29 protein-coding genes (1 of these 29 cut by a window edge) are annotated in these 23,379 nt (G+C 66.5%); 17 read left to right on the top strand and 12 right to left on the bottom strand.

Annotation, left to right across the window (positions count from 1 at the left end; all coding sequences use genetic code 11):
• Position 1 precedes the first annotated feature (1 nt).
• Both ATO6_RS01320 and ATO6_RS01315 read right to left on the bottom strand, forming a co-directional pair.
• A complete protein-coding gene (locus ATO6_RS01320; RefSeq protein ID WP_141101908.1) occupies positions 2–547 on the bottom strand; it encodes a hypothetical protein in 546 nt (181 codons plus the stop codon).
• Between the two features lie 69 nt (positions 548–616).
• Positions 617–958 (bottom strand): metalloregulator ArsR/SmtB family transcription factor, encoded by a 342-nt coding sequence (locus ATO6_RS01315; protein ID WP_088622143.1) that lies wholly within the window; start codon positions 956–958, stop codon positions 617–619.
• Between the two features lie 216 nt (positions 959–1,174).
• Here ATO6_RS01315 and ATO6_RS01310 point away from each other — a divergent pair, with 216 nt between their 5' ends.
• From ATO6_RS01310 to ATO6_RS01290, 5 genes are all read left to right on the top strand, one after another.
• Entirely contained in the window at positions 1,175–1,504 is a 330-nt protein-coding gene (locus ATO6_RS01310) for an AtpZ/AtpI family protein (protein WP_088622142.1), read from the top strand.
• Positions 1,505–1,507: 3 nt separating this feature from the next.
• Positions 1,508–2,281 carry a F0F1 ATP synthase subunit A gene (locus ATO6_RS01305; RefSeq protein ID WP_088622141.1) on the top strand — a complete coding sequence of 258 codons (774 nt, stop codon included), beginning with the start codon at positions 1,508–1,510 and terminating at the stop codon, positions 2,279–2,281.
• A gap of 93 nt (positions 2,282–2,374) precedes the next feature.
• Entirely contained in the window at positions 2,375–2,599 is a 225-nt protein-coding gene (locus ATO6_RS01300; protein ID WP_008755373.1) for a F0F1 ATP synthase subunit C, read from the top strand.
• An 80-nt stretch (positions 2,600–2,679) separates the two neighbouring features.
• A complete protein-coding gene (locus ATO6_RS01295) occupies positions 2,680–3,249 on the top strand; it encodes a F0F1 ATP synthase subunit B' (RefSeq protein WP_088622140.1) in 570 nt (189 codons plus the stop codon).
• A gap of 4 nt (positions 3,250–3,253) precedes the next feature.
• Positions 3,254–3,817 carry a F0F1 ATP synthase subunit B gene (locus ATO6_RS01290; RefSeq protein ID WP_088622139.1) on the top strand — a complete coding sequence of 188 codons (564 nt, stop codon included), beginning with the start codon at positions 3,254–3,256 and terminating at the stop codon, positions 3,815–3,817.
• A gap of 130 nt (positions 3,818–3,947) precedes the next feature.
• Here the strand turns inward: ATO6_RS01290 and ATO6_RS01285 are convergent, their stop codons facing one another.
• The gene (locus ATO6_RS01285) at positions 3,948–4,697 is read right to left on the bottom strand and encodes a DUF4336 domain-containing protein (protein ID WP_088622138.1); all 750 of its coding nucleotides are present in this window, start codon (positions 4,695–4,697) and stop codon (positions 3,948–3,950) included.
• Positions 4,698–5,126: 429 nt separating this feature from the next.
• Here ATO6_RS01285 and ATO6_RS01275 point away from each other — a divergent pair, with 429 nt between their 5' ends.
• The 3 genes from ATO6_RS01275 to ATO6_RS01265 are packed head-to-tail and all read left to right on the top strand — an operon-like array spanning position 5,127 to position 7,584.
• Complete coding sequence (locus ATO6_RS01275; RefSeq protein WP_088622136.1) at positions 5,127–5,747, top strand: HAD family phosphatase; 621 nt, start codon at positions 5,127–5,129, stop codon at positions 5,745–5,747.
• Positions 5,744–6,658, top strand: a complete 915-nt coding sequence (locus ATO6_RS01270) for an ornithine cyclodeaminase family protein (protein WP_088622135.1) — start codon at positions 5,744–5,746, stop codon at positions 6,656–6,658. Before ATO6_RS01275 ends, ATO6_RS01270 begins: the two co-directional genes overlap by 4 nt.
• Complete coding sequence (locus ATO6_RS01265; RefSeq protein WP_088623355.1) at positions 6,655–7,584, top strand: alpha/beta fold hydrolase; 930 nt, start codon at positions 6,655–6,657, stop codon at positions 7,582–7,584. The genes ATO6_RS01270 and ATO6_RS01265 overlap by 4 nt, the downstream gene beginning before the upstream one ends.
• Here the strand turns inward: ATO6_RS01265 and ATO6_RS01260 are convergent.
• Positions 7,581–8,816, bottom strand: coding sequence for an MFS transporter (locus ATO6_RS01260; protein ID WP_088622134.1), 1,236 nt, complete (start codon positions 8,814–8,816; stop codon positions 7,581–7,583). The genes ATO6_RS01265 and ATO6_RS01260 overlap by 4 nt on opposite strands.
• 141 nt (positions 8,817–8,957) lie before the next feature.
• Here ATO6_RS01260 and zapE point away from each other — a divergent pair, with 141 nt between their 5' ends.
• A complete protein-coding gene (gene zapE, locus ATO6_RS01255) occupies positions 8,958–10,022 on the top strand; it encodes a cell division protein ZapE (RefSeq protein ID WP_088622133.1) in 1,065 nt (354 codons plus the stop codon).
• A 263-nt stretch (positions 10,023–10,285) separates the two neighbouring features.
• On the opposite strand, the gene ATO6_RS01250 is transcribed toward zapE, so the two are convergent.
• The 4 genes from ATO6_RS01250 to ATO6_RS01235 form a co-directional block, all read right to left on the bottom strand.
• The gene (locus ATO6_RS01250) at positions 10,286–11,557 is read right to left on the bottom strand and encodes a folylpolyglutamate synthase/dihydrofolate synthase family protein (protein ID WP_088622132.1); all 1,272 of its coding nucleotides are present in this window, start codon (positions 11,555–11,557) and stop codon (positions 10,286–10,288) included.
• Between the two features lie 2 nt (positions 11,558–11,559).
• Positions 11,560–12,552 (bottom strand): acetyl-CoA carboxylase, carboxyltransferase subunit beta, encoded by a 993-nt coding sequence (gene accD / locus ATO6_RS01245; protein ID WP_088622131.1) that lies wholly within the window; start codon positions 12,550–12,552, stop codon positions 11,560–11,562.
• 92 nt (positions 12,553–12,644) lie between these two features.
• Positions 12,645–13,589 (bottom strand): CPBP family intramembrane glutamic endopeptidase, encoded by a 945-nt coding sequence (locus tag ATO6_RS01240; RefSeq protein WP_141101907.1) that lies wholly within the window; start codon positions 13,587–13,589, stop codon positions 12,645–12,647.
• A complete protein-coding gene (locus tag ATO6_RS01235) occupies positions 13,556–14,425 on the bottom strand; it encodes a CPBP family intramembrane glutamic endopeptidase (protein WP_088622129.1) in 870 nt (289 codons plus the stop codon). The genes ATO6_RS01240 and ATO6_RS01235 overlap by 34 nt, the downstream gene beginning before the upstream one ends.
• Before the next feature lie 118 nt (positions 14,426–14,543).
• Between ATO6_RS01235 and ATO6_RS01230 the strand changes: the two genes are divergently transcribed.
• From ATO6_RS01230 to ATO6_RS01215, 4 genes are all read left to right on the top strand, one after another.
• On the top strand, positions 14,544–15,305 hold the full coding sequence (locus ATO6_RS01230; RefSeq protein ID WP_088622128.1) for a hypothetical protein: 762 nt from the start codon (positions 14,544–14,546) through the stop codon (positions 15,303–15,305).
• Positions 15,306–15,367: 62 nt separating this feature from the next.
• Positions 15,368–16,141, top strand: coding sequence for a DUF6478 family protein (locus ATO6_RS01225; RefSeq protein WP_088622127.1), 774 nt, complete (start codon positions 15,368–15,370; stop codon positions 16,139–16,141).
• Positions 16,142–16,154: 13 nt separating this feature from the next.
• The gene (locus ATO6_RS01220) at positions 16,155–16,520 is read left to right on the top strand and encodes a hypothetical protein (RefSeq protein ID WP_088622126.1); all 366 of its coding nucleotides are present in this window, start codon (positions 16,155–16,157) and stop codon (positions 16,518–16,520) included.
• Positions 16,521–16,658: 138 nt separating this feature from the next.
• Positions 16,659–17,564 carry a LysR family transcriptional regulator gene (locus ATO6_RS01215; protein WP_088622125.1) on the top strand — a complete coding sequence of 302 codons (906 nt, stop codon included), beginning with the start codon at positions 16,659–16,661 and terminating at the stop codon, positions 17,562–17,564.
• An 83-nt stretch (positions 17,565–17,647) separates the two neighbouring features.
• On the opposite strand, the gene ATO6_RS01210 is transcribed toward ATO6_RS01215, so the two are convergent.
• Genes ATO6_RS01210 through ATO6_RS01200 form a run of 3 tightly spaced genes read right to left on the bottom strand, consistent with a single transcriptional unit; the run spans position 17,648 to position 19,498 of the window.
• Positions 17,648–18,289, bottom strand: coding sequence for a glutathione S-transferase family protein (locus ATO6_RS01210; protein ID WP_088622124.1), 642 nt, complete (start codon positions 18,287–18,289; stop codon positions 17,648–17,650).
• Positions 18,286–18,897, bottom strand: coding sequence for a hypothetical protein (locus tag ATO6_RS01205; RefSeq protein ID WP_088622123.1), 612 nt, complete (start codon positions 18,895–18,897; stop codon positions 18,286–18,288). The genes ATO6_RS01210 and ATO6_RS01205 overlap by 4 nt, the downstream gene beginning before the upstream one ends.
• A 4-nt stretch (positions 18,898–18,901) precedes the next feature.
• Positions 18,902–19,498: a LysE family translocator gene (locus ATO6_RS01200; protein ID WP_088622122.1), complete on the bottom strand. Its 597-nt coding sequence runs from the start codon at positions 19,496–19,498 to the stop codon at positions 18,902–18,904.
• 75 nt (positions 19,499–19,573) lie between these two features.
• Between ATO6_RS01200 and ATO6_RS01195 the strand changes: the two genes are divergently transcribed.
• Positions 19,574–20,026 (top strand): Lrp/AsnC family transcriptional regulator, encoded by a 453-nt coding sequence (locus ATO6_RS01195; RefSeq protein ID WP_088622121.1) that lies wholly within the window; start codon positions 19,574–19,576, stop codon positions 20,024–20,026.
• 3 nt (positions 20,027–20,029) lie between these two features.
• On the opposite strand, the gene ATO6_RS01190 is transcribed toward ATO6_RS01195, so the two are convergent.
• Positions 20,030–20,551, bottom strand: coding sequence for a hypothetical protein (locus ATO6_RS01190; RefSeq protein ID WP_088622120.1), 522 nt, complete (start codon positions 20,549–20,551; stop codon positions 20,030–20,032).
• A gap of 213 nt (positions 20,552–20,764) precedes the next feature.
• Between ATO6_RS01190 and ATO6_RS01185 the strand changes: the two genes are divergently transcribed.
• From ATO6_RS01185 to msrQ, 3 genes are all read left to right on the top strand, one after another.
• Entirely contained in the window at positions 20,765–22,276 is a 1,512-nt protein-coding gene (locus ATO6_RS01185) for an FMN-binding glutamate synthase family protein (protein ID WP_088622119.1), read from the top strand.
• A gap of 103 nt (positions 22,277–22,379) precedes the next feature.
• The gene (msrP, locus tag ATO6_RS01180) at positions 22,380–23,285 is read left to right on the top strand and encodes a protein-methionine-sulfoxide reductase catalytic subunit MsrP (RefSeq protein WP_088622118.1); all 906 of its coding nucleotides are present in this window, start codon (positions 22,380–22,382) and stop codon (positions 23,283–23,285) included.
• 3 nt (positions 23,286–23,288) lie between these two features.
• On the top strand, positions 23,289–23,379 hold the start of the coding sequence (gene msrQ, locus ATO6_RS01175) for a protein-methionine-sulfoxide reductase heme-binding subunit MsrQ (protein ID WP_088622117.1). The gene runs 512 nt beyond the window's last position; 91 of the gene's 603 nt are visible here — the first part of the coding sequence; it begins with the start codon at positions 23,289–23,291; its stop codon lies off the right edge, out of view.

Here is a 23,379-nt window from a genome sequence, read left to right as displayed (position 1 = left end):
GTCAGCTGTTGGCCGTTTGCTCCATCGCGATCGGGACATGCACGGCGGTGACGGCGGCCGGACGAATGGCCAGCGGGCCGATAAACATGAAGATCGCGAGGCTGACAAGCGCGAGCGGGGCGAGGATCGACAGCCGGAGGCGAATGCCGAGCAGACCGTCGAGCGCGAGGTAGAGCACGCGCAGCGGCAGCAGTGCCATCAGCGCGAAGGGGCTGAGAAACATCAGAATGGCGAAGGGCAGGCCGACAATGGTGCTGGCCGCCGCGTTGGCCAGCGCGAAGCCCGCACTGGTCGGCAGCAGGATCGAACAGATCGCCATGAGGAAAAGCATCCCGTCGAACATCGCCATTCCGCGGGTGTGCTTGATCTGGCCCGCCAGAAACACGATGTGGCGGTACTGCCCGGCCCGGCTCAGAAGACGGGCGCGGAGCGTTCCGACGAGACCGCCGCCATCCGCGGGCCGCGAAAGCGGCTCGGGGCGGACGGAACCGGTGCCGGTCTGTGCCGTCATGCCGAAAGAGGACGAGGTCGGGGCGTTGATGCTCATGCCCCCGAGGTAAGCGCCGAATGAGGCTGCAATCGGGCGCACTGGCGGATTTCCAGGGGCCGGGAGGTGTCAGGCGTCGTCTGACGCTACGTCACCGAGCTCTGCCGCGAGGAAGCGTTCGAAGGCGTCGAGGTTCACCGGCTCGAACTGGCCGAATCCCTGCATCCAGACCGAGGCGGAGTAGAGGCCCTTGGGCTCCAGCTTGCACCATGTGATCCGGCCCCGCCGGTCCTGGCTGATCAGACCGGCGCGGGTCAGGATGGCGAGGTGCTTGGAAATCGCGGCGAGCGAGACCTCGAACGGTTCGGCCACGTCGGTCACGGCCATGTCGTCCTCGAGCAGCATCGACAGGATGCGGCGTCGGGTCGGATCGGCAAGTGCGGCAAAGACCTGGTCGAGATCGGTGGACATGGCCCGGCATACGACAGGCCGTGGCGACGTTCAACTTGGCGGTTGAATATGGCCTGCGGGCGAGTTGCGGCGCTAACATCTGATGCTTTGGTGCGATGTTGAGTGTTTGGCGTTCTGAAGATCTATTAAAATCAGTGAGTTGACGGGAATTAACGTGTTCTTGACTCACGCCGCGCCGCCGCATAGCAACATCGCGGATGTCCGAAGGGGTTTCCGGTGTCAGAGTCCGACCATAAGACGCGCATGGCGCAGCTTGAGGGCAGGCTCGCGGCCGCGCGCAAGGCGCAGGAACCCGGCCCCCGCAAGGACGAGCACTATTCACAGGCCAACATGGCATGGCGGATGGTGACCGAGCTGGTGGCAGGCCTTGGGATCGGGGCGTCGCTGGGCTTCGGGCTGGATACACTGGCGGGAACCGCACCCTTCGGGATTGTCGTGTTCACGCTGTTGGGTTTCGCGGCCGGGGTGAAGGTAATGCTTCGCACCGCCACCGAGATCCAGAGATCACAGGCGGCCGAGGCCGCCGCGAGGGACGAGAAGGGCTGAGGCATGGCGACGGAAGCGGCAACTGGCGAAGCGGCACACGGGGCGGAAGGCGGTCTGCAGTTCCACCCGATGGATCAGTTCCTGGTCAAGCCGCTGTTCGGCGATGGCCCGGTGCACTGGTACACGATCACCAACGTGACCCTGTGGCTGGCGCTGACCGTTGTGGCGATCGCTCTGCTGCTGGTCGTGGGCACCCGCAACCGCGCCACGATCCCCTCGCGCACCCAGTCGGTGGCCGAACTGGCCTATGGCTTCGTCTACAAGATGATCGAGGACGTGACCGGCAAGGACGGGATCAAGTACTTCCCCTATGTGATGACGCTGTTCATGTTCATCGTGTTCGCCAACTTCCTCGGCCTGCTGCCGATGGCGTTCACCACGACCAGCCATATCGCCGTGACCGCCGTGCTGGCCTTTGCCGTGTTCTTCACGGTGACGATCCTCGGCTTCATCAAGAACGGCGCGCATTTCCTCGAACTGTTCTGGGTCAAGTCGGCGCCGCTGGCGCTGCGCCCGATCCTCGCGGTGATCGAGCTGATTTCTTACTTCGTCCGCCCCGTCAGCCACTCTGTCCGTCTCGCGGGCAACATGATGGCCGGCCACGCGGTGATCAAGGTGTTCGCGGGCTTTGCCGCAATCGCCGCGATCGCGCCGCTGTCGGTGGTAGCCGTGGCCGCGATGTACGGTCTGGAAATCCTCGTGGCCTTCATCCAGGCATACGTGTTCACCATCCTGACCTGCGTGTATCTGAAGGACGCACTGCACCCGTCGCATTGACAGCGGTGCGTGCAGAGCACGCACCCTACGCTTAACCCGGGCGTCCGCGTCCATCATCCGAAATCACCAATTCCATCGTAAGGAGACATCATCATGGAAGGCGATCTGGCACACATCGGCGCAGGCCTGGCAGCAATCGGTTCCGGCGCAGCCGCAATCGGTGTGGGTAACGTTGCGGGCAACTTCCTGTCCGGCGCCCTGCGCAACCCGTCGGCAGCCGCGTCGCAGACCGCGACCCTGTTCATCGGCATCGCATTCGCGGAAGCACTGGGGATCTTCGCGTTCCTCGTCTCCCTGCTGCTGATGTTCGCCGTCTGATCCGGACACTCCATCCTTACGTGCGGACGGGTGCCCTCTAGGGCCCCGTCCGTGGTAAACTTGGGTTCCAGGAGGATCGAATGGCTACTGAAACGCATGGGGAAGGGGCCACGGGCCTTGCCGACGCCACCGGCGTCGCGGGTCATGACGCCGCTTCGGGCGCGGGGATGCCGCAGCTCGACTTCTCGCATTTCCCCAACCAGATTTTCTGGCTGATCATCACGCTCGTCGTGATCTACCTGGTGCTCAGCCGGGTGGCGCTGCCGCGCATCGGTGCCGTTCTGGCACAGCGTGCGGGCACGATCACCAACGACATCGCCGCCGCCGAGGATCTGAAGCGCAAGGCTGAAGAAGCCGAAGCCGCCTATGACAAGGCGCTGGCCGACGCACGGGTCGAAGCGGGCCGTATCGCCGCCGAGGCACGGGCCGAGATCCAGGCCGAGCTGGACACCGCCATCGCGAAGGCGGACGAACAGATCGCCGCCAAGAGCGCCGAAAGCGAAAAGGCCATCGCGGAGATCCGCGCCGGCGCCGTGGACAGCGTCAAGGTCGTGGCCAAGGAAACCGCGGCCGAGATCGTCGCTGCGCTTGGCTTCAAGGCCGACCAGGGCGCGATCGACACCGCCGTCGACGGCCGGGTAAAGGGGTAAGGACATGAAGAAACTCTTCGCATCCGCCGCCCTCGCCGCCGCGCTGGCCACCCCGGCCGCCGCCGCGACCGGTCCGTTCTTCTCGCTCCACAACACGAACTTCATCGTGCTGCTGGCGTTCATCCTGTTCATCGCCGTCCTCGTGTACTTCAAGGTGCCGGGGATGCTGATGGGGATGCTCGACAAGCGGGCCGACGGCATCCGCGCCGAGCTGGACGAGGCCCGCGCGCTGCGCGAGGAAGCGCAGGCTCTGCTGGCCTCCTACGAGCGCAAGCAGAAAGAGGTGCAGGCGCAGGCGGACCGCATCGTCGAGACCGCCAAGGGCGAGGCCCAGGCCGCCGCCGAACAGGCGAAGGCCGATCTGGAAGGCTCGATCAAGCGCCGTCTGGCCGCCGCCGAGGACCAGATCGCATCGGCCGAGGCCGCTGCCGTGAAAGAGGTCCGCGACCAGGCGATCATCGTCGCCGTCGCCGTCGCCCGCGAGACGATCGCCAAGGAGATCAGCGCCACCGAGGCGAACAAGCTGATCGACGACTCGATCGCGCAGGTCGAGACCAAGCTGCACTGAACCGGTCCGGTTCAGGGGAATGTGGAAAGGCCCGGTCGGTTGACCGGGCCTTTTCGTTTGTGGTGGCGTTGTCGGGGGGCCGTCTGCCCCCCGCCGCGGGCTGCGCCCGCGACTCCCCCCGAAAGTATTTTCAACCAGAAGAAGCAGGGGGCGGGACGAGCCAGTCGAAGGCCTGTGCCAGGGTCCGGGCCGCGTCGGTTCGGACCGGGGTGCCGTGTGCCATGACGAGGGTCGTGGCAGGCCAGCCGAGGATCGTGACCGCTGCGGCACGGGCCGCGGGGCGGTCGCGGGTGGCGAGGCGGAACTTGCGCGGGACCGAGGGGCGCGGCGCAGTCATCAGGTCGAGCCGCGCGACCAGCCCGCGCCAGCCGGAGTACCAGTCGCGCGGCAGCTGCTGGATCAGGTCGGTGATCAGGACGGTGCCGCTGGCGCGGTGGAAGAAGACCGCCTCATTTGCGATGCGGTTCGGGAAGATGGTCTGGTCGATATGGCCGGCCCATGCCTCGGGCGCGGCGGCGTCGAGAGAGGTGGTGAAACTTATGTCCGGGCGTTTGTCCTTCAGCTCTACCGTGCCGTGGATGCGGGCCGCGGGGTAGGCTTCGGCCCAGTCGGACAGGAAGAGGTGGTGCAGGGCATTCGGCGCCACGATGTCCTGGATGGGCCCGAGGTCGTCGGTGGCGGCGCGCAGCTCCTCCGTCAACGCGGTCGGGGACCAGACGAACAGGCCGCCCTCGGGCAGGCGGATCAGGGCCATGCGGGTCGGGTAGTGGAACCCGGCCATGCCGTCGACCACGGGGCCTTCGGCCAGCCAGATCTCCGGGCCGAACGCGGTGAGGGGGCCGGCGGGGGCGTCGGTGTGGTTGGCGCTGGCGTCGGTCATCGGCGGCTTCCTTCCTTTGCGGGAGGCTCGCGCAGGGGGCGCATGGATGCAAGCGGTGCCTGTCCTGCGCCGGTTAAGGATATGGACAGGTTTCCGGGCGATGCTGGGATCATGCGTGTGATGCTGATCCTTTTGTCCGGGTTTCTGATGGTCCTTCTGATCGGGGGCGACTCGCCCGCCGGGACTGGTGGCAACGGTGCACGGGATTTGACACCTGTAGGCGAGCGGATGCTGTTGTCGCCACCGGAGCGGCGTTCGGCGCGGGGGCCGCCTTTGGTGCGCGCTCAGGGTTGAGACGCGCCGGACGCGTGATGCCGAAATGTCCTGCCCTGCGGCGGTGTTCGGCTGGCCGCTGGCGACATGCGCCGGCGATGCGTATCCTGCCCCGAACAGCGGGCACTCGACCCGCGCCGACAGGACGGAGACAGGATGCAGGTCGAAGCCGTGATCTTCGATATCGGGAACGTGCTGATCGAATGGCAGCCCGAGCGTTTCTACGATGCCGAGTTCGGCCGTGCGCGGCGTGAGGCGCTGTTCGCCGAGGTCGACCTGCACGGGATGAACGACCGTGTCGACCGGGGCGAGGATTTCCGCGACACGATCTATGCCACGGCCGAGGCGAACCCGGCCTATCGTGACGAGATACGGCTGTGGCATGATCGCTGGCTGGAGCTGGCCCGGCCCGAGATCCCACGGTCGGTCCGTCTGCTCAGGGCCCTGCGCGCGAAGGGCGTTCCGGTCTTTGCGCTCACGAATTTCGGTATCGGAAGCTTCGAGCTGGCCCGGACACGCTATGGTTTCCTGGACGAGTTCGACCGGGCCTTCGTGTCGGGGCACATGGGGGTCATCAAGCCAGAGCCACGGATCTACGAGATGGTCGAGGCGGACTGCGGCATCGCCCCCGGCGCGCTGCTGTTCACCGACGACCGTGCGGACAACATCGCGATGGCCGAGTCGCGCGGGTGGCAGACGCACCTGTTCACCGGGCCGGACGGCTGGGCCGCGCGGCTGGTCGGGGCGGGTCTCTTGACCGAGGCAGAGGCGGCATGAACGTTCCAGTCATCGGATTCGCCGAGGGCGAGGCGGCACTGGACTGGATCGGTCTGACCGATGCCCTGGCGGCGGGGCACCAGCTGCCGAAGGCCGAGATCGGCGATACATTCCTCTATCGCGGCGCCGACACTTTGTTGTCGCGGTCGGCCTGGATCGACGGACTGGGGATCGCGGTCAAATCCGCGACGATCTTTCCGGGCAACCGGGATCGCGGGCTGGCGGCAGTGAACGGCGGTGTGTCGCTCTACGCCGACGACACTGGGCTACTGGAGGCGATCGTCGATTTCCACCTCGTGACCAAGTGGAAGACCGCGGGCGACAGCCTGCTGGCTGCGCGGCGGCTGGCGCGGGCGGACAGCCGGGTGATCCTGATCGTCGGGGCAGGCACGGTGGCGGCTTCGCTGCGGGCCGCCTATGGCGCGGCGTTTCCGGGCGCGCGGTTCGAGGTCTGGAACCGCTCACCCGCCGGGGCCGAGGCGCTGGCGGCGGACTGGCCCGAGACGCGGGCGGTCGGCGATCTGGAGGCGGCCGTGGCGGGGGCGGATATCGTGACCTGTGCGACCATGGCGACCGCGCCCGTGGTGAAGGGCGAATGGCTGATGCCCGGCACCCATCTGGACCTGATCGGGGCCTATCGCCCGGACATGCGCGAGGCAGATGATGCGGCATTGCAGCGGGGCCGAATCTTCGTCGACAGCTTTGACACCACGCTGAATCACATCGGTGAGCTCAAGACCCCGCTGACCGAAGGCGCGATCGCGCGGGAGGACATCGTGGCGGATTACTACGATCTGGCCGCCTTCCGCCGCGCGAGCGATGACGAAATTACGATATTCAAGAACGGCGGCGGGGCGCATCTGGACCTGATGACCGGCCGGCACATCCTGGAGGCATGGCGGCGGCGATGAGTTGGGCGGCGATTCTCTTTGGTCTGATCTTCGCCGGGTTCCTGGCACCCTTCATCCGCGAACTGCGCAAGCCCGTGGTCAACGACAAGGTGCGGGCGGAGGTGCCCGGCAAGTCGGTGCGGCTGTCGCAGGGCACGACACATTGCCGGTGGCTGAACGACAAGGTGCGGGGGCCGGTCGCAGTCTGCGTGCACGGGCTGACCACGCCGAGTTTCGTCTGGGACGGCATTGCCGACCGGCTGGATCAGCTGGGCTATCGCGTGCTGGTGTATGATCTTTACGGCCGCGGCCTGTCGGACCGGCCCGCCGCGCCGCAGACGCGGGATTTCTTTGTCCGGCAGCTAAGCGATCTGATCGCGCATGAGAAGATCGAGGGGGACATCACCCTGATCGGCTATTCGATGGGCGGCCAGATCGCGACCTGCTACGCGGCCGAGCATCCGGACATGCTGCGGCGGCTGGTGCTGATCGCGCCCGCCGGGGTCGCGCGGCTTGGCGGCACCGTGAACCGGGTCGCCGCGGGCCTGCCGGTTCTTGGCGACTGGCTGTTCCGGGTTGTCTTTCCGATTCGTCACCGCAAGGCGGCGACGCGTCTGCGGGACGATCAGGGCGCCCCGGCCGATGTCGCCGCAGCGCAGGCGGCACAGCTGGACTGGCGCGGGTTCGTGCCGTCCGTCCTGTCGTCGCTGCGCCGGATGATTCCCGAGGTGCTGGAGGACGAGCACCGCCGTATCGGCGCGGCGGGCGTGCCGGTTCTGGCGATCTGGGCCGAGCGTGACGAGTCGATTCCGCTGTCGGGCATGGGGCTGCTGGCCAACTGGAACCGCGAGGCCGAGCAGGCGCAGATCCCCGGCGCGTCCCATTGGGTGACGATCACACATCCGCAGGAGGTGGTGACCGCCTTTCGCAAGGCGGTTCACGGTTAGGCGGGCAGGGGCGTCCGGTTCTCGCGCACCGGCAGGTGAACGATGGCCGAGAAGGCCCCGACGCCGACGCCGATCCACCAGACCAGCGTGTAGTCGCCGTAGATGTCGTACATGCGGCCGCCCAGCCAGACGCCGAGGAAGCCGCCGATCTGGTGGCTGAGGAAAACGATTCCGTAGAGGGTCCCCATGTAGCGCAGGCCCCAGATGTGGGCGACGAGGCCCGAGGTCAGCGGCACCGTCGCCAACCACAGCGCGCCCATGAGGACCGAGAACAGCAGCACGGTCGCGGGCGTGATCGGCGTCAGGATGAAGACGGCGGCGACGATGGTCCGCAGGGTGTAGATGCCCGCCAAGAGGTACTTCTTGGTGTAGCGGTTGCCGAGCCACCCGGCAAAGAGCGTGCCCACGATATTCGCCAGCCCGATCACCGAGATCGCGATGGCGCCGAGCGCCGAAGTGGTGGTGATGCCGATGTTGTGCAGCACCCCGCCGGCAAGGATCGGGCCGCACATCTCGGTCACGAAGGCCGGGAAGTGGGCGGTGATGAAGGCCAGCTGGTACCCGCAGGAAAAGAAGCCGAGGAAGATCAGCGAGAAGGAGGGGTCGCGGGCCGCCTTTCTGAGGATGCCACCAAGGGTTTCCTCGAGCTCGGCTTTCGTGGCGGGCGGCGTGGGGCTGCGCATGAACGGCAGGAAGATCAGCACGCCGATGATCGCGGCGGCATAGACGAGGAACACGTCCTGCCAGGGCATCGCGGTCAGCAGCCATTCGGCGACCGGCGCGCCAAAGACCTGCCCGGCGGACCCGGCGGCGGTGGCGATGGCCAGCGACATGGAGCGGTGTTCGGCCGAGGCGGCGCGGCCCACGACGGCGAGGATCACCCCGAAGCCGGTGCCCGCGACGCCGAAGCCGACGAGAACCTCCAGCATCTGGTGCGCCTCGGGCGTCACCGCGACCGAGCTGAGCACGAGGCCCGCCGCGTAGAAGATCGCGCCGAGGATGATGGCGATGCGGTCGCCCATCTTTTCCGCGAAGGCTGCGAAGATCGGCTGGCCGATGCCCCAAGCGAGGTTCTGCAGCGCGATGGCCAACGAGAACTCGGCGCGGGGCCAGTTGAATTCCTCGGCGATCGGGATCTGGAACACGCCGAAGGAGGCGCGGATCGAGAAGTTCACGAGGATGATGAGACAGCCGACGATCAGGACGGGTGTGAAGAGGGAGGCGCGGGTCATGGCTGTTCCGATAGGACAGATATGTTGACTTATGCGCGCAGCTTACCCCTCGGTCAGTCGGCGTCAATCGCACATCGGTGATGTCCGGCATCACCGGCGCTGCTGCTTCCCAATTCCGGCGCGCCGCGCTATGGCGGCATCATGTCGAACGTCACCGAGATTTACCGCAAACGCCTGTCCGAAGGCGCCCTGCATCCCGATCCCGCGCAGGAAGAGGTCCTGCCGGAATTCGACCGCATCGCCGACGGGCTGAACGCGCCGCCCAAGCGGAGCTTCTTTTCCCGCAAGGCGCCCGAGTCGCCCAAGGGGCTTTATCTGTGGGGCGGTGTCGGGCGCGGCAAGTCGATGCTGATGGACCTGTTCGTCGAAAGCCTCGACGTGCCGGTCCGGCGGGTGCACTTCCATGCCTTCATGCAGGAGGTCCACGACGGGATGCACAAGGCGCGTCAGGCCAAGGTGGAGGACGCGCTGAGCCCGGTGATCGCGGATGTGGCCGAAAGCGTCCGGGTGCTGGCCTTTGACGAGATGCAGATCACCGACATCGCCGACGCGATGATCGTGGGGCGGCTGTTCGAGGGGCTGATGGCCAGGGGCGTGGTGATCGTGACCACGTCGAACCGGCATCCCGACGATCTCTACAAGCACGGGCTGCAGCGGGAACGCTTTCTGCCGTTCATCGCGCTGATCAAGGACCGGCTGGTCGTTCACGAACTGGCGTCGAAAAAGGATTACCGGCAGGACCGGCTGTCCGGCGGCGAGGTCTACTTCACCCCGGTCAACGCCGAGGCGCGGGCCGAGATCGAGGCGATCTGGCAGGATCTGACGGGTGGCGCGGCCGAGCCGATGGTGCTCAAGGTCAAGGGGCGCGAGGTCGAGATCCCCGCGTTCCGCAACGGCGTCGCGCGGGCGCGGTTTCATGACCTTTGCGGCCGGATGCTGGGGGCGGCGGACTACCTTGCGCTGGCCGATGCCGCGCGGGTGCTGGTGCTTGAGGACATTCCCTGCCTCGGGCGATCGAATTTCAACGAGGCGAAACGCTTCGTCACGCTGATCGACGCGCTTTACGAGGCCAAGGTGCGGCTGATCTGCTCCGCCGCAGACTGGCCCGAATCGCTCTACGTCGAGGGTGAGGGCGTATTCGAATTTGAACGCACGGCCAGCCGTCTGCGGGAAATGATGTCGGACGACTGGGCCGGGGCGGAGTAACGGCGCCTGCAGACGTAAAAAGGGGGGCCGTCTGAACGACCCCCCAATATAGTGTGCCCGCAAGTTTTTTGCCTGCCACCTGTAGGTAGTCTTGACTCCGGAGAGGTGCCTTGTGTGACTGAGATAAGCTTGTCCGGAAGGTGACTGGATTGCCTGTGCTGCAAGGGCAACATAGGCGAATCGGTGCGAATCAGTCAATAGAAAGTGATTCGCTGTGGCGCGATTTCTTCATTTTCCGCTCTAGCGAAAGGGGTTTTGCGAAATTACCCGTTTTCGCGCAGGATTCTGCCGGCCAGATAGAGCGATCCGCAGATCAGAACCCGCGCGCCCGGTTCCTGCGCGATGATCGCCTGCAATGCGTCGGCCACGCTTTCGGCCGTATGCGCATCGTGCCCGGCCTCTGCCGCGGCCTCGGCCGTTTCGATCGCGGTAAGTGTAGCGGTCTCTCCGGGGATCTCCACGGCGGTCAGGCTGGCGGCGTGGCGCGCCAGTGGCCGCATGAAGCCCCGCACGTCCTTGGTCCGCAGCATGCCGCAGATCAGGTGGGTCGGACGCTTCGGCATGTCGTCCAGAACCCGCGCCAGCGCCTCGCCCGCGGCGGGGTTGTGGCCGCCGTCCAGCCACAGCTCGGCCCGCGGCGCCATCTCGGCCAGCGGACCGCGTGTCATGCGCTGCATCCGCGCGGGCCATTCGGCGCGTGTGACCGCAGCTTCCAGCGCGGCATCATTCATGCCGAGCCGCCGCAGCACCATCAGCGCCGCGCCCGCGTTGTCGAACTGGTGCGCGCCCGGCAGGACCGGGCGGGGCAGGTCGAACAGGCCGTATTCGTCCTGAAAGATCAGCCGCCCGCGTTCTTCCCAGACATGCCAGTGCTGCCCCTGCGCCAGCAGCGGGGCCGACAGGCGGCTGGCCCGCCCCTCGATCGCCTCCAGCGCGGCATCCGGCTGGGGGCCGACGACGCAGGGCACGCCGGGTTTCAGGATGCCGGCCTTCTCGAAGGCGATCTGGCCCAGCGTCTCGCCCAGATACTGCTGGTGGTCGATGGAAACCGGCGTGATCACCGTCATCTCGGGCTTGTTCACCACGTTGGTCGCATCCAGCCGCCCGCCCAGCCCGACCTCGAGCAGGCAGTAATCGGCAGGGACGCGGGAAAAGGCCAGCAGCGCGGCGGCGGTGGTGATTTCGAAATAGGTGATCGGATCGCGCCCGTTCAGGGCATAGCATTCGTCCAGCACATGGGTCAGCGCGGGTTCCGAGATCAGCTTGCCCGACAGGCGGATGCGTTCGTGAAAGCGCGCGAGGTGCGGCGAGGTATAGACGTGGACGCGATAGCCCGCGGCCTCGAGCCCCGCGCGGATCATCGCGACGGTCGAGCCCTTGCCGTTGGTGCCGGCGACATGGATGACGGGGGGCAGCTTTTCCTCGGGGTTGCCGAGAATGTCCAGCAGCCGCCACATCCGGTCGAGCGTCAGGTCGATGATCTTGGGGTGCAGCGCCATCATCCGGTCAAGGATGGCGTCGGACGAGGGCGACATGCTCACCTCTTGCCCTGCTCCTTGGACGGGGCCTCGTCCGTCTTCGCATCCTCGACGGGCGCGGTTTCCTCGGCTTCGGGTGCGACCTTGGGGGCCGGAATCTCGGGCGCGGAGGGCGGCGCGGGCAGGTCGCCCTTGATCTCGGGCGGCAGGCCCAGAAGCATCCGGGTGATGCGGATCAGTTCGTCGCGCATCTCGGTCCGGGGCGTCACCCGGTCCAGCATGCCGTGATCCAGCAGGTATTCGGCCCGCTGGAAGCCCTCGGGCAGCTTTTCCCGGATCGTCTGTTCGATGACGCGCGGCCCGGCAAAACAGATCAGCGCGTTCGGCTCGGCGATATGGACGTCCCCCAGCATCGCGTAGGAGGCCGTCACGCCGCCGGTGGTCGGGTGGGTCAGCACGACGATATAGGGCAGGCCCGCCTCTTTCAGCATCTGCAGCGCCACGGTTGACCGGGGCATCTGCATCAGCGACAGGATGCCTTCCTGCATCCGCGCGCCGCCGGCGGCCGAGAACAGGATCAGCGGGCGCTTGCGTTTGACCGCCGTTTCGGCGGCCGCGACGATGGCGTTGCCGACATACATGCCCATCGACCCGCCCATGAAGGAAAAGTCCTGCGCGGCGGCGACGATCGGGGTGCGCCCGATCTCGCCCTCGGCGACCAGCATCGCCTCTTTCTCGCCCGTCTCCTTCTGCGCGGCGCGCATCCGGTCGGGATAACGTTTCTGGTCGCGGAACTGGAGCGGGTCGGCCAGCGGTTCGGGAATGTCGATTTCACCGAACACGCCGCCGTCGAACAGCGCCGCGAAGCGGGCGCGGGGCGTGATGGCCATGTGGTGGCCGCAATGGGTGCAGACGTTCAGGTTGTCCGTCAGTTCGCGGTGGAACAGCATCGTCCCGCAGTCGTCGCATTTCGACCAGAGGTTCTCGGGCACCTCGCGGCGCGAGAAGATCGAGTTGATGCGGGGGCGGACGTAGTTCGTGATCCAGTTCATGCGGACTTCCCTGGCGCTGGCCTGCTGCCGTTGCGACACGAAATAGTCGGCGGCGGGGCGGATTGCAATCTCATGCCCGCCCGTGCGGCTCGTCACCGTCGCAGCGCCACCCGTGCTGCCAGCCATGACAGCGCAACGACTGAAAGATCGACAAACAGGTCGAAGGAAAAGACGTACCCCCCCGCCACACCGTCCGCCGTGGCGGGCATCGCGCCGCCGGGGGGCAGCAGGAACAGCGACAGTCCGCTGTCGGGTGCGTCCGTCTCGCCGAACAGCAGGAAGGCATAGGCGTTGTTGGCCAGATGCAGGCCGACCGCCGCCCCCAGCGTGCCGGTCCGCGCCGTCAGGTCCGAGGCGGCAAGGCCGAAGAAGAAGGCCCAGATCATGTACTGCCAGCTTTCCGTCTGCGTCGTGCCGTTGTCCCAGTGGGCCATCGCGAACAGCAGGTTCGGCACGATCAGCCAGACGCGCGGGCTGTCGAACCGGGCGGCGAGCTGTTGCTGGATGTAGCCGCGATAGAAGATCTCCTCGGCCCCGGTCTGGATCAGCAGACCGATCAGGCCGAGCGGCACCATCAGCAGCCACAGAAACGGCGCACGGTGGCCGGCCAGTTCCTCGGTGCTCCACCACGGGGGCAGGATTTCGACGAGGAAATAGATCGCCAGCACGGCGAGGAAGGCGCGGGTCAGATCCCTTGCGGCGACATCGGGGGCGCCGATGGCGGTCATGAAGGACCGGTCGTGCAGACGGTTCAGCACGATTCCCACGCTGGCGGCCAGCAGGGCGAACGACGTCAGTTGGAGCAGCAGGCCGGCGGCCGTGTCACCGTCGAAGACGCTGAGCGCGAGGTCGGGCGAGACGGCGTTCAGCACCATGCCGAACAGCGTCAGGCCGATGGCGAACAGGAATTCGACGCAGAAGATCCCGGCGATCAGGCGCCCGGTGCGGGCGCTCGGCACGGCGGGAGCGGCAAAGATGCGGTGCGGCTGATAGGCGTCCGGCGTCATCGGCGCAGCGCGACCCGTGCCGCCAGCCACAGGACGACCACCAGCCCCAGCTCGATCGGCAGCTGTGCGCGGATCGCAGGGTCCGACATCTGGATCGGCAGGCGGTAGAGTGCGAGGCCTGACAGCACCTCACCCGGTGCGACCAGCAGGATCGCGGCCGCATTGTTCATGAAGTGAAGTGTCAGCGCCGGTCCGAGGTTGCCGCAGCGTGCGGTCAGGTCTGCGGCGACCAGCCCGAATGCGACGGGTGGCAGCAGCAGGATCAGCGCGTTCTCGCCCGCCGTCGAAGGGCTGTAGTGCAGGACACCGAAGACCAGCGACGGGACGATCAGCCAGATCAGCGGGGACCGGAACCGTGCGGCCAGCTGGCTTTGCATGTAGCCGCGGAACAGGACCTCTTCGGCGGTGATCTGGATCGCGACGCCGATCAGGCCGGGCGCAAGCCACAGGAGCCAGAGATCGGGCGTCAGGTTGACCACCGGTTCGGGCACGTCGCCTGCCGGGATCATCAGCCCGATGGCATAGAGAGCGACGGCGGCCAGCGCCACGCGCCCCGCGTCGCGCCGCATCGCGGCCCCATTGCCGAACAGCGATCCGAAGCTGCGGCGGTGCAGCCAGCGCAGAGCGAGGATCAGGCCGGGATAGAGGCACAGGAAGCTCGCCAGCAGGGTGAAGGCGGCATAGGGCGTGCGCCCGATCAGCAGGTCGGTGCCGGAGCTGCCGTTAAGAACGGACTCCAGCGCGAACCATCCGAGGATGAGAAGTATATAGAGAGCGCCCGTCAGGCAGAGCCCCGCCACGAGCCGCCACAACTGAGGCGCGCGCCGCGCCGGCCCGGTCAGTGCCTGATATGCGTCATATCCCATGGCGCGGACCCTAGCCGCCGCCCCAGTGGGCCGCAATCGGACTTGTGCCGCCGGGGCGGGGTGACCTATCCAGAAACCGCAGGGATGGTTGCCGCGATGGCGCAGGCGGAGGGGACGGATGCGGAATTGGCTGAAAGCGACGGCCCGGACACTGGCCGGGGCAGCAATGGTCTCATCGCTCGGCGGCTGTCTGCAGACCGGGACGGGTGCGCAAAAGACACCCGACTCTGACGGTGGCCTTTTCGCCGTCCTGTCCACCGTGTCGCGTCCCGTGGGCGAGCCTCTGCCTCAGGCGCCGATCGCAGGGGGCGAGATCCTCGTTAAGGGGCCGACGGGGTTCTGTGTCGACGGTCGGTCCCTGCGCAATCAGGCGTCGGGCGGATTTGCCCTGCTGGCCTCTTGCTACGTGATGACCGGCGGGCGCGAGGGGCCCAATGTGCCGCCCGCGGTCCTGACCGTGGCCGCTGCGCCGGCCGCTGCGTCGGGCGCCGTGCCGGGGCCCGGCGAACTGGCCGCGGCCCTTGGCGGCGCCAAGGTGCTGAACAGTGCGCAGCGTCGGGGTGTGACCCTGCTGCAGTTGGCCGATGGCGGCGGCAAGGCTGTGCCGGATGCGGATCCGCGGCACTGGCGCGGGGCGATGACCCTGAACGGCTTCCTGCTCGTTCTCGGCGTCTACGGTCCCGAGGGCGGCGCGATGGCCGGTCAGGGCGGATCGGCCCTGATGATGGAGCTGGCGGGGGCATTGCGCGCGGCGGCGCCGCGTCACGTCGCGGGCGGCGCCGGGCCTGCGGCGGAACCGGGCAAGGAAACGGGCAACAGCGACACCTCAAATGCAGCACCCTCGGGCGGTGCGCGTTCCATCCTGGGGTTTTTGCGGTAACCTGTGCCGCGATAAGACAGGACCGGGCGAACGGTCCGGGCAGGACACGAACGGGCAGGCAGATGGCGAAACAGGGCGGATCGCTTTTCCAGAAACTGGCTTTCCGGCGCGAACTTGGGCGCTGGACCCGCGCCGCGCGTGACGCGGCGACCAGCGACCTGTCCGCGCTTCGGCAGCACCGGGTGATGGCCCGCCAGTTGAAGAGCCAGATCGACTCGCTCATCTTCACCGCCGAAAGCCGCCTGGCGCTGCCGCGCATCGGGTCCCAGGTCTTCAACGTGCCGCAGGGGGCGGACTGGTCCTGGCGTCCCGAGATGTGGCGCGGGCCGCTGCCGGTTCAGGGCATCGCCTCGGCGCAGACCAAGTCGATGCTGGGAACCGAGGCGACGCTGTTCCACGACTGCGACCGGAGCGAGCTGACCCTGCGCCAGATCCGCAACCTGCGCGAAGAGGACCTCGCGCCGTTCGGGTTCCGCATGGATGTCTTCGCGTTCACCGGATCCTTCCTGTCGCTGGTGCTGGATTTCCCGCCCGAGGCCGTGGCCGGTCTGAAACGGCGGCACCTGGTGCGCATGGACACCATCGTCGAGATGGAAAAGCCGCTGGAGATCTTTGCCCGCCTGAACATCAAGCACGGGCCGAACACCGAACAGATCGTGCGCGAACTGCCGCTGCACGAAGAAGACATGATGGTCGAGTTCGATCTGGCTTATTCGAACCTGAACGAAAAACGGGTCGAACGGATCTGGCTGGACCTGATCTTCGAAGGGCCGCAGATGAACCAGATCGTGATCCGCGACCTGACCTTCAGCCGCCGCCCGCGTGCGGAACTCTGACCGGGAGCTTTGAATGAGCGATCTGACAGTGACCAAGCTGACCTTCCGCGCCGGTGTGTGGGAAGGTCTGGTGCAGGGCGGGGCCGGCCGTCCGGCCGTCGAGGCGATGCTGGGCGATACGCCGGTCGCCGGTGTGACGCTGACCGAAGGACCCACGGGCGGCCATCTGCTGCGTGTGCAGGTGCCGTCGGAAGCGATCGGCGACGGCATCCAGACCGTCGTGATCCGTGATGCGGCGGACGGCACGACGCTGGCGCAATTCGCCGTTCTGGCGGGCGAGGCGCTCGAGGATACGATGCGGGCCGAGATCGACCTGCTGCGCGCGGAACTGGACCTGCTGAAGCGCGCATTCCGGCGTCATTGCGTGGAAACGCTCTGACGGCGGGGGCGAACCAGACGTTTCCCTGCCTTCACCAATCCCGGATATTACCCCGATATTGTCGGTCATGCGCCCCCTTCCTGCCTGATTTGACCCCGATAACCATGTCCAACGAGCAGTTGAACAGGTGGCAGGACAATGGACCGGTTGACCGAAATGGAAGCCTTCGCGACCGTTGTGGACCAAGGTGGTTTCACGGACGCGGCAAAGAAGATGGGGATCTCCAAATCCGCCGTCTCGAAACATGTCTCTTCTCTGGAGGCGCGCCTTGGGGCCCGTCTGCTGAACCGGACGACCCGCCGGGTCTCTCCGACCGAGATCGGACTGGCCTATTACGACCGGGCCCGCCGGGTGCTGAACGATGCAGGCGAGGCCGACGCGCTCGTCACGTCGATGCAGAGCGCGCCCTCGGGTCTCCTGCGGATCAGCGTGGCGACGGATTTCGGTGTGAATCACCTCAGCCCCGTGCTGGGCGAGTTCCTGGCCGAGTTCCCGGACATCACGGTGAACATGGTGCTGAACAACCGCTACGTCGAACTGATCTCTGAAGGCTTCGACATGGCCATCCGGATCGGCGAGCTGGAAGATTCGACCCTCCGGGCCCGCAAGCTGACCGACACCGCCAAGCGCATGATCGCCAGCCCGGCCTATTTCGAGAAATACGGCCGCCCCGGCAAGATCGACGACCTGAACGAACACAAGCTTCTGCACTACTCCAGCCAGGCCTCGGGCAACGTCTGGAAGATCACCGCACCCTCGGGCGAAAAGCGGCAGGTCCGCACCGCCGGCTGGCTGTCGGTGAACGACGGGCAGAGCCTGCTGAACGCCGCGATCGCCGGTCTTGGCATCGCCTACCTGCCGAGCTTCCTCTACGCCGACGCGATGGAGAAGGGACTGGTGCAGGATGCGATCCCCGATCTGCCGATGGAGCTGCAGGGCATCTACGCCGTCTACCCGCCGGGCCGGTTCACCCAGCCCAAGGTCCGCGCGTTCATCGACTTCCTCGTGAAGGCCTTCTCCGACAAGGGCCCGAACGACTGGTGAGCCCCGGCCCACACGACATTCCGAACTTCCCCGTGCCTGCCAAGGCAACCTGCCCCCGGTATCGAAAGATATCGGGGCTTTTTTTACGGCCGCGTGTTGAAAGACCTCTGCGCCTCGTAGGCCCGACGATACGCCGGACGCGCCTCGGCCCTTGCGAGATAGGCGGCGAGGGTGGGGTGGACGTCGAGCAGGTCCGAGGATTTCACCCGCAGCAGGACCGAGGCCATCATCAGATCGCCTGCGCTGAACGCGCCGTCGAGCCAGTCCGAGTCACCCAGATGCGCGGCAAGCTGTGCCAGCCGCCGGTGCAGCCGGTCCCGCATCAGCGGAACCCTTTCGGCGTGCCAGGGGCGATCGCGTTCCGAATGTCCGGTGCCCTCGAGCTCCAGAATGGGCGGCTCGATCGTGCTGAGCGCTGCAAATACCCACGACACTGCGCGGGCTCGCGCGGCCGGGGCCTCGGGCAGCAGGCCGGGGTAGGTCTGCGCCACGTGCAGGACGATGGCCCCGGATTCGAACAGCGCGACGGCGCCGTCTTCGTAGGTCGGGATCTGGCCGAACGGGTTGAGGGCCAGGTGGCCGGGGCGTTTCAGGTCGTCGAAGGTGACGGGTCGAACGGAATAGGGCTGGCCCACTTCCTCCAGCGCCCATCGGATTCGCGTGTCGCGGGCGAGGCCACGGCCCCCGTCCGGGGAGCGGTCGAAGGCCGTTATCGTGATGCTCATGTCATGCTCATGTGCAGTCCGGCGCGCAGGGCCAGCTCGGGCGAAGCCAGGACGGGGCAGGGCAGATCGGTCAGCAAAGCTTTCGCCCCCGCCATGCTGGCCTGGGCCAGGACCACGCATCCTGCCCCGGTCGCCGCGACTTCCGCGCGAATGCCCCCGGCGATGGCGTCCAGGAACTGGTCCCGTGCGTCCGACTCGAAGAGGGGCCAGTGCGCGGTGAGGTCGAGCGGCGCGATCCGGTCGTGTGCAGCATATTCCGCCAGCAGGTCGCGCGAGGGCGCGAGCGTGCTGGACAGGGCGTAGGCCATGACGATCCGGCCGTCGTGCAAGGCCGCCGCCTGCATCATCGGCCGGTCGATCCGGATCGCACCCGCCGCTTCAGCGGCGGGACCGAGCGTGGTGCAGGTGCATATGACAGGGCCGGGCGCGGCGCGGATGAACCTGTCGAGGCGGGCCGCGAGGTCCGATGAGACGCCCCGGTCCCGCGCCTCGGCCAGCCAGTCCGCGCGGACGTGCTGGTTCAGCGCCGCGCCGGGCGCGATCCGGTCGCGGAGCGCGGAGAACGTGGCGACATGCGCCTCGGCGGTGTGCAGCAGGGTGAGCGTCATACCTTCAAGGGTAGAGCACCGGATAGAGCGAGGCCACGAGCAGAATCGCCATGGTCCAGTTGAACGCTCTGAGTCGCGCCGGGTTCGTCAGCAGGCGACGGAGCTGCTGGCCAAGAACGGTCCAGGTGCTGACGGACGGCAGGTTCACGATGCCGAAGACCAGACCAACCATCAGGATCGCGGTCAGCGACCGGTCCGGCGCATAGACCGCGATGGCGGTCAGGGCCATGGTCCACGCCTTGGGGTTCACCCACTGGAAAGCTGCCGCCTGCAGGAAGGTCATCGGGCGGCCCGCGTCCTCGGGCCGGTCGGCGGGCGGGGCGGCGTTGGCGATCTTCCACGCCAGCCAGAGAAGGTAGAGCACCGACCCCCATTTCAGGATGGTGTAACTGACCGGCCAGACGTCGAAGATCTGGATCAGCCCCGCGCCCACCAGAATCGTCATCAGCGTGAAGCCGATCCCGATCCCCAGCATATGGGGAATGGTGCGGCGGAACCCGAAATTCGCGCCGGAGGCCATCAGCATCAGGTTGTTCGGCCCCGGCGTGATCGACGAGACGAAAGCGAAGGCGACGAGCGCGAGGAGAATCTCATGGGTCATGGTAGCGCAACGCTATGCCGTGGCGCGTGGCATTTTGTTGCCATCTGATGCGCCCTGACGCATCCTGCGCAACAAATGACGAAGATGGATCGCACGAACGAGCGGATATTGCAGGTTCTGTCCGCGAATGGCCGGATCAGCAACATCGAGCTGGCCGAGAAGGTGGGGCTGTCGCCCTCCGCCTGCCTGCGCCGGGTCACGGCGCTGGAACGCGAGGGCGTGATCGCCGGCTATCGCGCTGTGCTGAACCCCGCCGCGCGGGGCGTGGGCTTTACGGCTTATGTCAGCGTGGGGCTGAGCGAGCACACCAAGGCCGCGCAGGAAGCGTTCGAGCGCGCCATCGCCCGGTCGCCCGAGGTCCGGGAATGCCACAACATCACCGGCGACCGGGAATACCTGCTGCGGGTCGAGGCGGCCGACCTGGCCGCCTACAAGCGCTTTCATACGGATGTTCTGGGCACGCTGCCGCAGGTCAGCGCGATCACCAGTTATGTCGTGATGGGATCGCCCAAGGACGAACGGGCCTGAGCCCTAGTCGCAATAGGCGGTCTGTCCCTGAAAGGCGGCGGTGAAACCTCGCAGGTCCACGGGCAGGGTCTGGCCCGGCACCTTCAGGGTATTGCCACGCTGCATCGCGCGGAACACGGCCTGTTCGTCGGCGGCGCTCGGGAACTTCAGCGCATAGGTGTGGATGTCGGCCTTGGTATAGGCGTCGTCGCGGGCCTTGCCGGTGAAGCTGGCCGTGGCCTGCGTGACCTGGCCGTCCACGTTCAGGGTGATCGGAACGTTGTCGCCCTGGATCGGCTTGGGGTAGCCCAGCTTGATCGTGCGGACCAGCCCGCCCCCCGCGCGCTCGCACGAGATGGAGAAGTATTCGCCCTTCTGCCCGCGCGGTACGGTCAGGAACATCAATGCGCCCTTCTGGCCGGCGACCTTGGTCTGCACCCATTGGCCTTCGTAGACGACCATCTGGGGCGTCTCGATCTTGGGCTGCGCCGCGGCGGGCAGGCCGGCGGCGATGGCGAGGGTGGCGGCAAGGGCTGTCAGGCGCATGTCACGTCCTTTGATTATGTCGTCGTCTGGCGGCACGGTCTCAGACCGGCAATTCCTTGGCAAGGATAGTGTCCTGTGCCGCACAGACCAGCCACAAGCGTGGACCCTGACGTCAAAGTGACGGGGAACGCAGGCGGGACTTGCCCGGCCCCGCGTGCTGACGCAGGGTGAGGGAAACACGAACGTGGCCGAAGAGCCGGGAGGACGGGCAGTATGAACTTCGCGACGAATGCGCTTGAGGTGCTGGCACTGGGATTCGTGCTGGTGATCGGCATGGTCTCGGCCGCGGTTCTGGTCTTCTTCTTTATAGACCGGGCGCAGACCGAGGATGCGATCCGCCGGAACTACCCGGTGATCGGACGCTTCCGCGGGATGTTCACCAAGCTGGGCGAGTTCTTCCGCCAGTACTTCTTTGCGATGGACCGCGAGGAGATGCCGTTCAACCGTGCGCAACGGGACTGGGTGTATCACTCGACCCATGGCAAGGATAACACCATCGCCTTCGGCTCCACCCGGAACCTGTCGGTGCCGGGGACCGCGATCTTCGTCAACGCGACCTTCCCGCCGATCGACGACCAGTTCGCGCTGACTCAGCCGCTGCGGATCGGGCCGCATTGCCGGACACCTTATGATGCGCCGTCCTTCTTCAATATCTCGGGCATGTCCTACGGCGCGATTTCCCGCCCCGCGGTGCTGGCGCTGTCGAAGGGCGCCAAGAAGGCGGGGATCTGGCTGAACACCGGGGAAGGGGGGCTGAGCCCCTATCATTTGGAAGGTGGCTGCGATGTCGTGTTCCAGATCGGCACCGCCAAGTATGGTGTCCGCAACCTCGAGGGCGGGATCGACGACGAAAAGCTGCGCGCGGTGGCCGCTCATGAAACGGTGCGGATGTTCGAGCTGAAGCTGGCGCAGGGCGCCAAGCCCGGCAAGGGCGGCATCCTCCCCGGCGCCAAGGTGAATGCCGAGATCGCCGCGATCCGGCATATCCCCGAGGGGCGCGACAGCATCTCGCCGAACCGGCACGTCGAGATCCCGGACTTTGCCGCGCTGCTGGACGTGATCGGACATATCCGCGAGGTGACGGGCAAGCCGACCGGCTTCAAGACGGTGATCGGGTCCTCGGACGACTACGAGGCGCTGTTCCAGCTGATCAAGGAACGTGGTCCCGAGAGCGCGCCGGACTTCATTACCATAGACGGCGGCGAAGGCGGCACCGGTGCCGCGCCGATGCCGCTGATGGATCTGGTGGGCATGCCGATCCGCGAGGCGCTGCTGCGGATCGTGGATATGCGCGACCGGTACGGGCTGAAGGAGCGGATCCGCATTATCGCCTCCGGCAAGCTGGTGAACCCATCCGATGTCGCCTGGGCGATCTGCGCGGGGGCCGATTTCGTGACCTCGGCGCGCGGCTTCATGTTCTCGCTCGGCTGTATCCAGGCGCTCAAGTGCAACAAGAACACCTGTCCGACCGGCGTGACGACCCATGACCCGCACCTGCAGCGCGGTCTGGTGGTGGAACAGAAGTATGTCAGCGTCGCGAACTACGCCAAGGCGATCGTGAAAGAGGTCGAGACCATCGCCCATTCCGTCGGCGTGGCCGAACCGCGCCTGATGCGGCGGCGGCACGTGCGGGTGGTGCAGGCGAACGGCGAATCCGTGGTGCTGCGCAAGATCCGCCCGTCGTGGGATCCGACGATGGGGGAAGAGAACCGGCCTGCGGAATAGACCGCGCACGATCACACAAGCCCGTGAGAATTGCGACGGGATGAAACGTTCGGGCCGTCCCTTCCGTAGTGTGAAGTGAGACACCAATGACAGGGACCGAGCCATGATCCGCATCACCACGCCGAAATTCCGCGACCGGGACGTCACCGACGAAGCCGTCTATCTGAACCGACGGCAGCTCATGGGGGGTGCGATGGCCGGTCTGGGGCTGGGTCTGGCCGGCCCCGCGATGGCCGCGCCGTCGGGGCTGAAGCCGAACAGCTTCGAAGAGGTCACCAACTACAACAACTATTATGAGTTCGGGACGTCCAAGACCGATCCCGCCAAATACGCGCATACCCTGACGACCAGCCCCTGGACGGTGAAGATCGACGGGATGGTGAACAAACCGGGTGACTATGCGCTGGACGACATCCTGTCCAAGGTCAGCGTCGAGGAGCGTATCTATCGCCTGCGCTGCGTCGAGGCATGGTCGATGGTCATCCCGTGGAACGGCTTCACCCTGTCCAGCCTGCTGAACCGGGCCGGGGTGCAGTCGGGCGCCAAGTATGTCGCCTTCGAAACCGTGGCCCGCCGGGAAGAGATGCCCGGCCTGCGCTACCCGGTTCTGGACTGGCCCTATGTCGAGGGGCTGCGGCTGGACGAGGCGATGCACCCGCTGACGATTCTGGCGACGGGCGTTTACGGCAAGTCGATGCCGGAACAGAACGGCGCGCCGCTGCGGCTGGTGGTGCCGTGGAAGTATGGCTTCAAGGGTATCAAGAGCATCGTGCGGATCAGCCTGACCGACCGCCAGCCGCCGACGGCATGGAACAAGGCGAACGCGCGCGAGTACGGCTTCTATTCCAACGTGAACCCGCAGGTGGATCACCCGCGCTGGTCGCAGGCCACGGAACGGGTCATCGGCGCCGGTCTGTTCGGATCGCGCCGCGAGACCGATATGTTCAACGGATACGGTGACGAGGTGGCCAGCCTCTATGCCGGCATGGACCTCAAGAAGAACTACTGAGTCATGATCGCGGACCGCATCAACGCCGCCACACGCAATGTGCCGGCATGGCCCCTCTATATTATAGGGGCGCTGCCCCCGGCATGGCTGATCT

It is taken from the genome of Oceanicola sp. 22II-s10i, from assembly GCF_002210105.1.
Lineage (GTDB): Bacteria > Pseudomonadota > Alphaproteobacteria > Rhodobacterales > Rhodobacteraceae > Pseudooceanicola.
This window is presented reverse-complemented; position numbering and strand designations above follow the sequence as displayed.

What these genes read in the sequence shown, in the direction of transcription:
- ATO6_RS01320 (WP_141101908.1), bottom strand. Translation starts at nt 547, where the DNA reads ATGAGCATCAACGCCCCGACCTCGTCCTCTTTCGGCATGACGGCACAG.
- ATO6_RS01195 (WP_088622121.1), top strand. Translation starts at nt 19,574, where the DNA reads ATGACGAAGATGGATCGCACGAACGAGCGGATATTGCAGGTTCTGTCC.
- ATO6_RS01250 (WP_088622132.1), bottom strand. Translation starts at nt 11,557, where the DNA reads ATGTCGCCCTCGTCCGACGCCATCCTTGACCGGATGATGGCGCTGCAC.
- ATO6_RS01275 (WP_088622136.1), top strand. Translation starts at nt 5,127, where the DNA reads ATGCAGGTCGAAGCCGTGATCTTCGATATCGGGAACGTGCTGATCGAA.
- ATO6_RS01265 (WP_088623355.1), top strand. Translation starts at nt 6,655, where the DNA reads ATGAGTTGGGCGGCGATTCTCTTTGGTCTGATCTTCGCCGGGTTCCTG.
- ATO6_RS01215 (WP_088622125.1), top strand. Translation starts at nt 16,659, where the DNA reads ATGGACCGGTTGACCGAAATGGAAGCCTTCGCGACCGTTGTGGACCAA.
- ATO6_RS01225 (WP_088622127.1), top strand. Translation starts at nt 15,368, where the DNA reads ATGGCGAAACAGGGCGGATCGCTTTTCCAGAAACTGGCTTTCCGGCGC.
- zapE (WP_088622133.1), top strand. Translation starts at nt 8,958, where the DNA reads ATGTCGAACGTCACCGAGATTTACCGCAAACGCCTGTCCGAAGGCGCC.
- ATO6_RS01305 (WP_088622141.1), top strand. Translation starts at nt 1,508, where the DNA reads ATGGCGACGGAAGCGGCAACTGGCGAAGCGGCACACGGGGCGGAAGGC.
- ATO6_RS01290 (WP_088622139.1), top strand. Translation starts at nt 3,254, where the DNA reads ATGAAGAAACTCTTCGCATCCGCCGCCCTCGCCGCCGCGCTGGCCACC.
- ATO6_RS01315 (WP_088622143.1), bottom strand. Translation starts at nt 958, where the DNA reads ATGTCCACCGATCTCGACCAGGTCTTTGCCGCACTTGCCGATCCGACC.
- ATO6_RS01210 (WP_088622124.1), bottom strand. Translation starts at nt 18,289, where the DNA reads ATGAGCATCACGATAACGGCCTTCGACCGCTCCCCGGACGGGGGCCGT.
- ATO6_RS01200 (WP_088622122.1), bottom strand. Translation starts at nt 19,498, where the DNA reads ATGACCCATGAGATTCTCCTCGCGCTCGTCGCCTTCGCTTTCGTCTCG.
- ATO6_RS01185 (WP_088622119.1), top strand. Translation starts at nt 20,765, where the DNA reads ATGAACTTCGCGACGAATGCGCTTGAGGTGCTGGCACTGGGATTCGTG.
- ATO6_RS01270 (WP_088622135.1), top strand. Translation starts at nt 5,744, where the DNA reads ATGAACGTTCCAGTCATCGGATTCGCCGAGGGCGAGGCGGCACTGGAC.
- ATO6_RS01235 (WP_088622129.1), bottom strand. Translation starts at nt 14,425, where the DNA reads ATGGGATATGACGCATATCAGGCACTGACCGGGCCGGCGCGGCGCGCG.
- ATO6_RS01230 (WP_088622128.1), top strand. Translation starts at nt 14,544, where the DNA reads ATGCGGAATTGGCTGAAAGCGACGGCCCGGACACTGGCCGGGGCAGCA.
- accD (WP_088622131.1), bottom strand. Translation starts at nt 12,552, where the DNA reads ATGAACTGGATCACGAACTACGTCCGCCCCCGCATCAACTCGATCTTC.
- ATO6_RS01205 (WP_088622123.1), bottom strand. Translation starts at nt 18,897, where the DNA reads ATGACGCTCACCCTGCTGCACACCGCCGAGGCGCATGTCGCCACGTTC.
- ATO6_RS01220 (WP_088622126.1), top strand. Translation starts at nt 16,155, where the DNA reads ATGAGCGATCTGACAGTGACCAAGCTGACCTTCCGCGCCGGTGTGTGG.
- ATO6_RS01300 (WP_008755373.1), top strand. Translation starts at nt 2,375, where the DNA reads ATGGAAGGCGATCTGGCACACATCGGCGCAGGCCTGGCAGCAATCGGT.
- ATO6_RS01285 (WP_088622138.1), bottom strand. Translation starts at nt 4,697, where the DNA reads ATGACCGACGCCAGCGCCAACCACACCGACGCCCCCGCCGGCCCCCTC.
- ATO6_RS01190 (WP_088622120.1), bottom strand. Translation starts at nt 20,551, where the DNA reads ATGCGCCTGACAGCCCTTGCCGCCACCCTCGCCATCGCCGCCGGCCTG.
- ATO6_RS01260 (WP_088622134.1), bottom strand. Translation starts at nt 8,816, where the DNA reads ATGACCCGCGCCTCCCTCTTCACACCCGTCCTGATCGTCGGCTGTCTC.
- msrP (WP_088622118.1), top strand. Translation starts at nt 22,380, where the DNA reads ATGATCCGCATCACCACGCCGAAATTCCGCGACCGGGACGTCACCGAC.
- ATO6_RS01295 (WP_088622140.1), top strand. Translation starts at nt 2,680, where the DNA reads ATGGCTACTGAAACGCATGGGGAAGGGGCCACGGGCCTTGCCGACGCC.